The sequence below is a fragment of the Pseudomonas marvdashtae genome, from assembly GCF_014268655.2.
In the GTDB taxonomy this organism is placed as follows: domain Bacteria; phylum Pseudomonadota; class Gammaproteobacteria; order Pseudomonadales; family Pseudomonadaceae; genus Aquipseudomonas; species Aquipseudomonas marvdashtae.
The window spans coordinates 50,181-62,344 of sequence record NZ_JABWQX020000007.1 but is presented as its reverse complement, the minus strand read 5'-3'; the positions used below and the strand labels follow the sequence as shown (position 1 = coordinate 62,344).

General features: G+C 61.6%; 6 protein-coding genes. 1 reads left to right on the top strand and 5 read right to left on the bottom strand.

Going from position 1 to position 12,164, the window contains the following annotated elements:
• Nucleotides 1-34: 34 nt before the first annotated feature.
• From HU742_RS25580 to HU742_RS25570, 3 genes are all read right to left on the bottom strand, one after another.
• Nucleotides 35-1,405 carry a DUF3999 domain-containing protein gene (locus tag HU742_RS25580; RefSeq protein ID WP_186644530.1) on the bottom strand — a complete coding sequence of 457 codons (1,371 nt, stop codon included), beginning with the start codon at nucleotides 1,403-1,405 and terminating at the stop codon, nucleotides 35-37.
• Nucleotides 1,402-5,025 (bottom strand): DUF2339 domain-containing protein, encoded by a 3,624-nt coding sequence (locus HU742_RS25575; RefSeq protein WP_186644528.1) that lies wholly within the window; start codon nucleotides 5,023-5,025, stop codon nucleotides 1,402-1,404. Before HU742_RS25575 ends, HU742_RS25580 begins: the two co-directional genes overlap by 4 nt.
• A 206-nt stretch (nucleotides 5,026-5,231) precedes the next feature.
• A complete protein-coding gene (locus tag HU742_RS25570) occupies nucleotides 5,232-7,682 on the bottom strand; it encodes a glycogen/starch/alpha-glucan phosphorylase (protein WP_186638807.1) in 2,451 nt (816 codons plus the stop codon).
• A gap of 252 nt (nucleotides 7,683-7,934) precedes the next feature.
• Between HU742_RS25570 and HU742_RS25565 the strand changes: the two genes are divergently transcribed.
• Entirely contained in the window at nucleotides 7,935-8,372 is a 438-nt protein-coding gene (locus tag HU742_RS25565) for a YkgJ family cysteine cluster protein (protein ID WP_186638809.1), read from the top strand.
• A 128-nt stretch (nucleotides 8,373-8,500) separates the two neighbouring features.
• Here the strand turns inward: HU742_RS25565 and typA are convergent, their stop codons facing one another.
• The gene (gene typA / locus HU742_RS25560) at nucleotides 8,501-10,321 is read right to left on the bottom strand and encodes a translational GTPase TypA (protein ID WP_186638811.1); all 1,821 of its coding nucleotides are present in this window, start codon (nucleotides 10,319-10,321) and stop codon (nucleotides 8,501-8,503) included.
• Between the two features lie 134 nt (nucleotides 10,322-10,455).
• Nucleotides 10,456-11,910 carry a tRNA uracil 4-sulfurtransferase ThiI gene (gene thiI, locus HU742_RS25555; protein WP_186644526.1) on the bottom strand — a complete coding sequence of 485 codons (1,455 nt, stop codon included), beginning with the start codon at nucleotides 11,908-11,910 and terminating at the stop codon, nucleotides 10,456-10,458.
• Between the last annotated feature and the right edge of the window lie 254 nt (nucleotides 11,911-12,164).

Below are 12,164 nucleotides of genomic sequence, written 5' to 3'. Positions count from 1 at the left end.
GTTATGGAAGCGAGCCTGTCCATGAGCAGGCGCTTCAGTTATTGACCGGCGGCTTGCGCAGCAGGCTGAACGCCATCGCCGCGAGGAACAGCACGCCCAGCAGCAATACCACCCACAGGCCGATTTTTTTCCAGTTGGTCTCGACGGTCGCGGGCGTGGTTTCAGCCGCCGGGGTCGAGGTGGCCGCACCGTTCACTGTCGCCGTTCCCAACGTCGTCAGCCGCGACGGTTTGTAATCCGGCACCAATGTTGTCAACGGCAGGCTCGCCGCTTTCACCGTCGCGCTGCCCAGCGCCAGGCTGTACGGGCCTTCGCCACGCGCCAGGAACACCACCTGCGTCGGGCGCACGGCAAAACGCAGGGCCGGGGCTTCGACGCCCAAGCCACCGCCGCGTTCATCCACGGTCAGTTTCAACTGCTGGACAGTCTGTCCGGACAGTTGCAGATGGTTTTGCAGCACGTCCTGGCCGTTCTGGGTCAAGCGATAGAGCAAACCGCTGCCCATCGGCTGCCAAGACTGGCTGCTTTCACGGCGGCCGGCCAGGGTCACCGGCGCCAGGCTGTTGGCCTGGCTCAGTTCCACCTGCACCTGCTCGATATTCAACCCCATGGGCAACTGCCAAGTGTATTCACCGGCCTTCGTCGTACTACCGGCCAAAGGCCGCGACCACACCAACGGCAACGGCAGGCTCTCGCGGCTGGCGCTTTGCAACTGAGCCGAGGTCAGCACCGGCGCCGAGGAAGGCGAATCCCACAGCAACCGCAAATACCGCGCCGATTGCCCGGGCAAGTTTACTTCATGCTGCTCGACCCGCTCGTCGGCGAAGGTCAGTCGCGCAATCTGGCCTTCGCCCCATGCTTGCCAGTGTTGCAAATCGTCACTGGCTTCGATGGTGAAGCGCTGGAAGCCGTCGCGTTCGCTGGTCCAGTCGAGGATCAATTGCTGCAAAGGCGCCTTGATCGCGCTGGCATCCAGCAACCAGCCACGCAGCTCTTCTTCGCCCGCTTCGAGCCGACTGGACGGCTGGACTTCGACCAACGTGCCGTTGGCGTTCGATTGCACGCGCACGCTGGGCGCTCGCTCGCTGTCATCGGCAGCGTTGTAGAGCGGAAACCACTTCACGTCGGTGAGGGTGCGGTTCTCCCGGCTCTGCGCCGATTCACGAACCATCGCATACGCTTGAGGCTGTCCGGCCGCGTTGAAGACCCGAAGGTCGCTGAGGTCGGTCTGCCGCGCCTGCAATTGGACGTCAAGCGGCAACGGCAGGCGATACCAAGGCCCCTCCCCGCTCAAGGCCAGAGGCACCTGATGGGCGAAGTCCGCCGGTTTTTCCTGGGCGGTGGCCGACAGCGCCACCCACAACCCGACCACACCCAGCCCGATCCGATTCAACTTGCGACTCAAGACGACACTCCCTCACTGACAGGCATCGGCGGTTCGGTTCCCGAGACCGTTTCCGGGCGTTTCGGTGGCAGCGGCGCAAAGTAGCCCACCACCAACAACAAGACCCCCACGCCGATAAACGACACGATCCGCGCCAGACCGCCACGGTTACTCAATTCGACAAAGAACAACTTGGCGACCACCACGGCGATCAGCGCCGCGCCGATCAACCACACTTCACGCCGATGCCGCAGATGCCCGCCAATCATCAGGCCGAGGGCAATCAAGGTCCAGACGATGGACAAGCCGGCCTGCACGAACATGGACTCAAGTAGCGCGTCCAACTCGTACGGGACCTCCATCCACTGGTGGGCAACGCGCATCACCAAGGCGGTAAAGAACGCGAACAGCGACACACCGGCGATCAACTGGGCGATCTGTCCAATGCGATTCCAGCGGTTCGTCGATTGCTCCACGGCGTTGCGGGCCCACACATAGATGCCGAACAAGGCGAACAGCAGGCCCAGCTCCAAGGGATTGAGCAACGGCACGTAAGGCAGTGGCTCTGAGTTGCCGTCACTGAAGGTGTTGGTCATCCAGAACCAACCGAGCATCAACAGCGCCATGGGCGCCGCCGCGTAGACACGATATTCGCGCGGTTGGGCCGATACCGGCCACGGCAAGGTACGCGGCGTGGCCATCAGCACCAGGTAAAGGCCTGGCAGGATCGCCCAGGCCAGCCAGCGCCAGGCGTTGTACTGCTCGGACAGCAACAGCAGGCCGTAACGCAACTCCAACATCAGCACCGCCATCAGCAACCAGCAACCGAGCACATGAGCGGTACTGCGCGCCTGGGCCGGCAGCGTCGCGGCCAGGCGTTTCAGAGACAGGAAATGCACGGCAAATACCGCCAGCCAAGCCAGCCAGCCAAAGTTCGCCGCCGGGTGATAGTGACTGTGCCCCGTAGCCACCAGCACACAGCCTGCTGCTGGAATCAGCAAGGTGCACAGCAGCCCCAGCGCCGGCCATTTCAACCGCAGCGACAATACGCTCCACACCGCCACGCTGGCGGCCGCGACAATCAACAACAAAGTGCCTTGCAGGTGTTGCGGGGCAAAGCGCAGCACTTCGCTGACCCACGCCAGCGCCCACCAACCGCCACCCCAGATCAGCAACAACTCGGACAAGCGCTGCAAGCTCAAGGCGTCGAGTTCCTGCGCCGCGTGCGCCCGTTGCAGGCGCCAAGCGCCCACCAGCGCTGCCAGTCCCAGCACCAGCGGCGTCCAGAAACCGCTGTGGGCCAGGGGTCGCAGGTCCTCGGCATTGAGCGGGCCCAGCAGTGCTGGCCCTGCCAGCAGGAACGACGCACCACCAAGCACTTGCAGCAACAGGCCAAAGACAAAGCTCACGCGTTGTTTGAGGTACAGGCTCAGCCAGATGATCAGCAGGCCGCTGGCCGCCCACACCCCGCTCGCCGTTTGCCAGGGCAGCACGAACAGCACGGCAAGGTTGATCAGCACCAACCCGGCCAGCAACACCACTGACAAGCCGCGCAGCAACCGGACGTCGTTGCGCACCATGTCGTCGCGCGCCGCCAGCAACATGCCGCCAATCAATGCCAGGCCGATCAGCGAGGCGCTGAGCAGACCGCTCCAACCGGCATTGAGCACCGCTGCCGAATCGCCTTCGGCGCCTTGCAAGCGCAGCAGGAACAGCGCGCCGCCCAGCAGTTGCACGGCAAACGCGGTAAACAGGAACGCGCGCGATTGCAGGCGCAGGCCAACAACCAGCGTCGCCAGGCCGGCCAGCGCCCAGGCGATGGCTGTGCCGTGGATGAAGAAGAACAGCGGCGCCAACAGATAAAGGAAGCCCAGCCCCAGCACCGCCAGCACGGACTGCCCGCGGCGCTCCCAGCTTGCAGTGTGCCCAGGGTCAGCCTTGCGCAGCTGATAGAAGCTGAACAGCAAGGCCATGCCAAGCATCAACGCGCCCAGCGGCGCGCCTTCGAGCAGGCTGCTTTCGCCGGTACTCAGTTCGCTGATGAAGGCCAGTGCCGAGCCCAATTGCAGCAACAGCGCAAAGATTCGCGCGAACGACCGCTGCTGGCGCAGGCCCAGCCAGAAGATCCCGGCACCTTCCACCGCCCATGCCGCGGCAGTCCAGCGGGCATCAAGGCCAAGCGGAATGGCCAGGCTGGTGAAAATCACACCCAGGGCCAGGCAGGTTTCAGCCAGCAGCACGGCGCGACCGCCCATCAGTACCCGAGCCAGCCCCATGTAGATCATGCCCAGGGCCAGGGCACTGAACGCTGCGGCGAATTCCAGATGCTGCACCAATGCCAATTGCAAGCCGAAGCCTACCAACGGCGGGCCGAACAGCATGGTGCCGTCCACGTAGTCGCCCTTGCGCGCCGACCAGCGCAGCACGGCATCGCGGCTGTCATCTTCGGGGGCATCGCTCATTTCCTGCAGTTTGCGCCGGGTGAACAGCAAGCCGATCGCCAGGTACATCAGGAAGAAAACAATCAGGAACGGTTCCGTGCTCCACAACAGTTCCGGCGCATAGGAACGCAGGCCCCAGGCAAAACCGATGCCGAAGGTGCCAACGAAGCCAATCAGGTTGAGCAGGCGCCAGGCCTTGAACCAGGCAATGGCGAAGATCCCGGTATTGAGCAAAATGAAATAGCTGAACAGCGCGACATGGTTACCGCTGCCGGTGGACGTCAGGATCGGCGCGGCGAACCCGCCCAATGCCGCGGCCGCGGCCAAACCCAGGGCGTTTTGGGTAACGGCCAGGATCGCCGAAAACACCGTGACCGCCACCAGCAGGCCCAAGGCAGCCTTGGAGTCGAGCAACGGATGCAAGCGCATGGCAGCAAATACGGTCAGGTACAGCACCGCAATCCCCGTGCCCTGCAACATCAGCGCATAGTTGCTGTTGCGTTGGCGCAACCACCAGCCCAGGCCCAGCAGGCCCAAGGCGCTGGCCGCGACGCCGGCGTAACGCACCTCGATCGGCACGATCATGCCTTCGGTGGCGTAGCGCAGCAAAAAGGCCAGGCCAAGGAACAGCAACACCACACCCACTCGCAGCACGGTGTTGCCGCCGAACAGCCAGTTGCGCGCGCCGGTCCAGGCACGGTCGAACAGATTCGGGCCACGAGGGGCTGCCGGTTCCGCAACCCTCGGCTCCATAGGGAGAGGCTCAAAGTCGCGGTCAGCGCGCCGGCTGGAGACTGCTGGCGCAGGGCTCCAGATTTCATCCGGCAACGGCTGGCTGGCCTGGGTGGCCATGACGGAGACGGGTTCGAGCTCGGGTGGCAGATCCCAGACGAGCTCCGGCCCGGTGCGGGCTTCGGGCCTTGCGGCCTGGGGCACTACAGATTCGGGCGCCGGAGTCGGATCACTCGGCGCGACAACGGTGCCGCTTTCGAGGGCCGCCAGACGCGCTTCCAATGTGAGCACGCTCTGCTGGGCGTCTTGCAACAAGAGCTGTTGCTTGGCGACCTGGATACCCAGTCGTCCCAATCGATACGCCTGGGCGACGCCGAGCCCCACCAACGCCCCGACCAGCGCATCGGCGAACGACTCATCCACCACCCAGCCAAGGGCCAGGCCCAACAGCGTCAAAATCCATTGCATATGGTCGATATCCCTAAGCCACCCGTTGCGGGCATGACCGGGATGATGCGGTGCCCGGGCCAGCCTGGCGAAACCGTCCAAACCCTGTCGGATTGTCGGTATTCCCAGTGCTGGGCCCGGCGACCATCAAGCCCGGCGAAACTGGCGCCTAGTATATCGACGAAGCCCAACGACCGCTGGGCTTCGCTCACATTTCTTGCAACAGATCAGTCCAGGGCCTTCCAGATGTCGGTGGCGTATTCGCGAATGGTCCGGTCGGAGGAGAACCAGCCCATGCGCGCGGTGTTGAGCACCGCCGAACGCCACCACTGCTTGGAGTCGTGCCAACGCTCCTCGACCTTGGCCTGGGCGTTCCAATACGCGTCGAAATCGGCGCAGACCAGGAAGCGGTCATAATCCACCAGCGAGTCCACCAGCCCGGTGTAGCGCATCGGATCGTCCGGCGAGAACACGCCGCCACGAATCGCCTGCAGCACGTCGTTGAGCCTGTGGGACGCGGCGACGTCCGGCGCGGCGCTGAATTCACCGTTGCGCTTGCGCGCTTCCACCTGCTCGGCGGTCAGGCCGAATATGAACATGTGCTCGCCACCGACCCGCTCGTGCATTTCCACGTTGGCGCCGTCCATGGTGCCGATGGTCAACGCGCCGTTGAGGCCGAACTTCATGTTGCTGGTACCCGACGCCTCGAAACCGGCGGTGGAAATCTGCTCCGACAGGTCAGCCGCCGGGATGATGCTCTCGGCCAGGCTGACGTTGTAGTTAGGCAGGAACACCACCTTGAGCAGGCCGCGCACGGTCGGGTCGTTGTTGACCACGCGGGCGATGTCGTTGGTCAGTTTGATGATCAGCTTGGCCTGGTGATAACTGGCGGCGGCCTTGCCGGCGAAGATCTTCACCCGTGGTACCCAGTCCACTTCCGGCTCGGCGCGGATCGCCTGGTACAGCGCCACGGTGTGCATCAGGTTGAGCAATTGGCGCTTGTATTCGTGGATCCGCTTGACCTGCACGTCGAACATCGCCGCCGGGTTGACGGCGATGCCCAGCCGCTCGTGGATCAGGTAGGCCAAGGCCTTCTTGCTGTGCAGGCGCTGTTCGGCGAACTGCTTGCGGAACGCCGGCTTGTCAGCGAACGGTTCCAGCTCGATCAGGCGCTCCTCGGGGTTGTCGAGCACGCTCGGGCCGAGGGCGTCGACCATCATCGAGGTCAATTCGGCGTTGGCTTGGAACAGCCAGCGGCGGAAGGTGATGCCGTTGGTCTTGTTGTTGATCCGGTCCGGGTAAAGCTTGTGCATCTCGGAGAACACAGTGCTGCGCATCAATTGCGTGTGCAGTGCGGATACGCCGTTGACGCTGTGGGAACCCAGGAACGCGAGGTTACCCATGCGCACCCGACGGCCGTTGTCTTCCTCGATCAGCGACACCGAACGCAGCACGTCGAAGTCGTGCACGCCCTTGGCCCGCAGCGAATCGATGTGCTGGGCGTTAATCAGGTAGATGATCTGCATGTGCCGCGGCAACATGCGCTCCATCAGACCCACGGGCCAGGTTTCCAGGGCTTCAGGCAGCAGTGTGTGGTTGGTGTAGGACAGCGTGTCCTGGGTGACCTGCCAGGCAGCGTCCCATGCCACGTCGTAGACGTCTACCAACTGGCGCATCAACTCGGCCACGGCAATCGATGGGTGGGTGTCGTTGAGTTGGATGGCGGCGTGATCGCCCAGGGTCAGTACCGAGGTGTGCATGTTGCGATGACGGCGCAGCAAATCCTGCAACGAAGCGGCGACGAAAAAATACTCCTGACGCAGGCGCAACTCCTGGCCAGCCTCGGTGCTATCAGCCGGGTACAGCACGCGGGAAATACTCTCGGCCCGGGCCACTTCGGCCACTGCGCCGAGGTGGTCGCCAGCGTTGAAGCGCTCCAGGTGCAGGTCTTCCACAGCGCGGGCGCGCCACAGGCGCAGGGTATTGACGCTGGCACCGCGCCAGCCCACTACCGGTGTGTCGTAGGCGATGGCCCGTACGGTTTCTGCCGGGGACCAGACCTGGCGGGTCTTGCCGGCGTCGTCGGTGACGGTCTCGACGCTGCCGCCAAAGCCGATCGGGTAGGCCACCTCCGGCCGCTCGAACTCCCAGGGGTTGCCGAAATCCAGCCAGTGCTCGGTCTGCTCCTGCTGCCAGCCATCGACAATCGCCTGGCGGAACAGGCCGTGCTCATAGCGGATGCCATAGCCATGGCCAGCAATGCCCAAGGTCGACATGCTTTCCATGAAGCACGCCGCCAAGCGACCGAGGCCACCGTTGCCCAAGGCCGCGTCGGGCTCCAGCAGGCGGATGCGCTCCAGGTCCACGCCCAGCTCGGTCAACGCCTCGCGGGCGGTGTCCAGAAGGCCGAGGTTGCTGAGGCTGTCATAGAGCAGGCGACCGATGAGAAATTCCAGGGAGAGGTAATAGACCCGCTTCTGGCCCTTGCGGTAGATCTGCCGCGTGTGGTCCATCCAGTGTTCGACCATGTGATCGCGGGCGGCAAGGGCTATGGCTTCGAACCAATCGTGATCAAACGCATGATCGGGATCCTTGCCGACGGCATAAGTGAGTTTGGTCAACACGGCGTCGCGAAACGCGGCAACCTCCGCTTCGCGAACAAGTGGTTCTTGAGTCATTGATGAGACCTCGAACGAGCATGGAATTGTCTGAGCCTAGTCGGTCTGACAGACGGTACTGGCTCTGGTTCGGTGTTTTTCCAAGGCGTCGGAGATTCGTCGCCAAAGAAATGCCAATTAAGGGCATCAATGCAGGGGCCGTGCCGGTCTCGGGGAGTTTTGTCGGACCAGAAAAAAAACCGGCGGATGGTCGTTCAAAATTTCACCAGTCCCGGTATGATCGCGCGCCCTGATGCATGCTGGTAAACCTTGATGATGAAGCCCAACCTGATCGCCGCCGCGGAGATCGACCGACTCGATACCTGGGCCAAGTACTCCGCCCCGATGTGCGGTTCCTGCGTGTCGAGCTGCTGCACGCTGCCGGTAGAGGTCAAGATCAAGGACCTGATCCGCATCGGCATCGTCGATGAGTTCGAGCTGGGCGACCCGCCGAAAAACATCGCCAAGCGCCTGCAAAAGGAGGGGATCGTCGAGCGCTACAACCAGAAGTCGGAAATCTTCACGCTCCAGCGCATGAGTAACAACGATTGCCTGTATCTGGACCGCAAGAGCCGGCTGTGCACCATTTACGAGAAACGCCCGGACACCTGCCGCAATCACCCGCGGGTCGGACCACGGCCGGGTTTCTGCGCCTACAAGCCCAAGGAAGTGGAACGCGAGCGTAATCCACGGACGCTGGACAAATTTTGATCGGACGCTAGCTTTCCTGGCATCCACTCGCGATTGCCGCTTTGCTACACCGTTAAACCCAGACATAAAAAAACGCCCCCTGTCTCGCGACCGGGGGCGTTTTTTTCAGCCGTCAACTAAGTCGAAACTCAGTTACCGCTTTTCTTGGCAGCGCGGGTACGCTCGCTTTCGCCAAGGATTTTCTTACGCAGGCGAATCGACTTCGGCGTCACTTCACAGAGTTCGTCTTCTTGTACGAACTCCAGAGCTTGCTCCAGGGTGAACTTGACCGGCGGAACCAGTGCGATGGTTTCGTCTTTGCCCGAAGCACGCATGTTGTCGAGCTTCTTGCCCTTGGTCGGGTTCACGCCCAGGTCGTTGTCGCGGCTGTTGAGGCCGACGATTTGACCTTCGTAGATATCCTGGCCGTGCTCGACGAACAGCTTGCCGCGCGCTTGCAGGGTTTCCAACGAATAGGTCAGTGCCTTGCCGGTCGCAACCGATACCAGCACGCCGTTCTGACGGCCGGACATGTCGCCGGACTTCATCACGTCGTAACGATCGAAGATCGAAGTCAGGATGCCGCCGCCGGAGGTCAGGGTCAGGAATTCGTTACGGAAACCGATCAGGCCACGGGCCGGGATGTTGTACTCAAGGCGCACACGGCCCTTGCCATCCGGAACCATGTTGGTCAGGTCGCCTTTACGCAGGCCCATTTGCTCCATGATCGCGCCCTGGGATTCTTCCGGCAGGTCGATGGTCACGTTTTCGTACGGTTCGTGCTTGACGCCATCAACCATGCGGATGATCACTTCAGGACGACCTACACCCATTTCGAAGCCTTCGCGACGCATGGTTTCGATCAGTACCGAGAGGTGCAGCTCACCACGGCCAGACACTTTGAACTTGTCGGCCGAGTCGCCTTCTTCAACGCGCAGGGCAACGTTGTAGAGCAGTTCCTTGTCCAGGCGTTCCTTGATGTTACGGCTGGTCACGAACTTGCCTTCGCGGCCGCAGAACGGCGAGTCGTTAACCTGAAAGGTCATCGAAACGGTAGGTTCGTCAACGGTCAGCGGCTTCATCGCTTCGACGTTCAGTGGGTCGCACAGGGTGTCGGAGATGAACAGCTGGTCGAAGCCGCTGATGCAGACGATGTCGCCGGCCGCTGCTTCTTCAACGTCGATGCGGTGCAGGCCGTGGTGACCCATCAGCTTGAGGATACGACCGTTGCGGCGCTTGCCGTCGGCGTCGATGGCGACCACCGGGGTGTTCGGCTTGATGCGACCACGGGCGATACGGCCAACACCGATAACACCCAGGAAGCTGTTGTAGTCCAGTGCCGAGATCTGCATCTGGAACGGACCGTCACGGTCGACTTTCGGCGCAGGTACGTCGTCGACGATCGACTGGTACAGCGGGGTCATGTCTTCAGCCATGGCGGTGTGGTCCAGACCGGCAATGCCGTTCAGGGCCGAGGCGTAGACGACTTTGAAGTCCAGCTGTTCTTCGGTGGCACCGAGGTTGTCGAACAGGTCGAAGATCTGGTCCAGAACCCAATCCGGACGCGCGCCTGGACGGTCAACCTTGTTGATGACCACGATCGGACGCAGGCCGGCTTCGAAAGCCTTCTTGGTCACGAAACGGGTTTGCGGCATAGGGCCGTCCTGGGCGTCGACCAGCAGCAGCACGGAGTCGACCATCGACATCACGCGCTCTACTTCACCGCCGAAGTCGGCGTGGCCCGGGGTATCCACGATGTTGATGTGGTAGCCGTTCCAGTTGATGGCGGTGTTTTTCGCCAGGATGGTAATACCGCGCTCTTTTTCCTGGTCGTTGGAGTCCATCACGCGCTCGTCGTTGAGCTCGTTGCGCTCCAGGGTGCCGGATTGACGCAAGAGTTTGTCTACCAGGGTGGTCTTACCATGGTCAACGTGAGCAATGATGGCGATGTTGCGTAGATTTTCGATCACTTGTGTATCTCGATCAGAGGATTCGGTGTGCTGACAGGTCGTGGCAGCGATTTACAGTAGAGTCCGACAATTACAGCGTGTCGGCGGCGTCGGGGGGCCGGTGACGCAGGCCACAGGCAAACAGCCCCGGGCACTTAGCTCGGTCGATAAACGCGCACATTGGCATGCCCCTCACTGAGCAAATGGTGGGCATGCAGGCGACTCATCACGCCTTTGTCGCAATACAGCAGGTACTGGCGAGTAGAGTCCAGTTCCTTGAAACGCGCGTTCACTGCATAGAACGGCATCGTTTGTACCTCGATGCCGGCGACATCCAGCGGGTCGTCCTCAGCTTCATCCGGGTGACGGATGTCGATGATGATCTGACCGGCCAATGCTTCGCCGACTTCCTCAATCTGTATGTCCTGGCCCAACTCATCGATGACCCGATCAATTGGCACCAGCCTGGCGTTCTCGATCGCACGCTCGAGGACCGCCATGTCGAATGCTTTCTCTTCGTGCTCCACGCGTCCGCGCTTGGCCGCCGTCTTCGGATTGACCGAGATGACCCCGCAGTACTCAGGCATGTGCCGGGCAAAATCGGCGGTGCCGATTTCATTGGCCTGGTCGATGATGTCCTGCTTGTGGCTGGCAATCAGTGGGCGCAGCACGAGTTTTTCAGTGACGCAGTCAATGACCGACAGGTTCGGCAACGTCTGGCTCGACACCTGGGAAATCGCCTCGCCAGTCACCAGCGCGTCGATCTGCAGGCGGTCGGCGATGTTCGACGCGGCCCGCAACATCATACGCTTCAAAATGACGCCCATATGACTGTTATCGACTTTGCCGAGAATCTCCCCCAGGACTTCCTCGAACGGCACGCTCACAAATAACACGCGTTGGGAGCTGCCGTACTTCTTCCAGATGAAGTGCGCCACTTCCATCACGCCCAATTCGTGGGCGCGCCCGCCGAGGTTGAAGAAGCAGAAATGGCTCATCAGCCCGCGACGCATGATCTGGTAGGCGGCGACAGTGGAGTCGAAGCCACCGGACATCAGTACCAGTGTCTGTTCCAGCGACCCCAGCGGATAGCCGCCGATGCTGTCGTGCTGGCTGTGGATCACGAACAACCGTTGGTCGCGAATTTCAATGCGTACTTCAATCTGTGGCTCTTTCAGCGAGATACCCGCGGCACCGCACTGCCGGCGCAACTGGCTGCCGACATAACTTTCCACGTCCATCGAACTGAACGGGTGCTTGCCGGCACGCTTGCAGCGCACCGAAAAGATCTTCCCGGCCAGCGCGTCACCATAATGAAGCATGCATTTGGCCAGGATGTCGTCGAAATCCCCCAGCGGGTATTCGTCGACTTGCAGGAAATGCGCGATGCCCGGCATGCAGCTCAGGCGCTCGGTCATTTCCTTCAGGAGCTTGGGATCGCTGACGCGAGTTTCCAATTCGAGATTGTCCCACACACCGTTCACCACCACGGCCGGGTCCAGATCTCGGAGCACGGCGCGGATGTTCTTGGCCAACTGGCGGATGAAACGCATCCGTACCGGGCGGCTCTTGATGGTGATCTCGGGGAAGACTTTTACGATTAGTTTCATGAAAACAGCGCGCGATCGGCCAGCCGAAAAAGGGGGGCGCGGATTATAGCGGAAATTGCTCAAGGTTTGACCAGTTAATGTGCGAGCGGTTTTGCATGCACCAAAACGGTTCATTAATGACGAAAAGCGCCACATTGCAGTGCGCAATTGTTCGACAATCCGCATTCCCGGCGTTTAAAAGCGTGTATTTGGTGCAAAAAACCCATGCTGGGGCACTGGCATGCAAATTGCTCCCTTGTGAGGCAGGTTGCCTT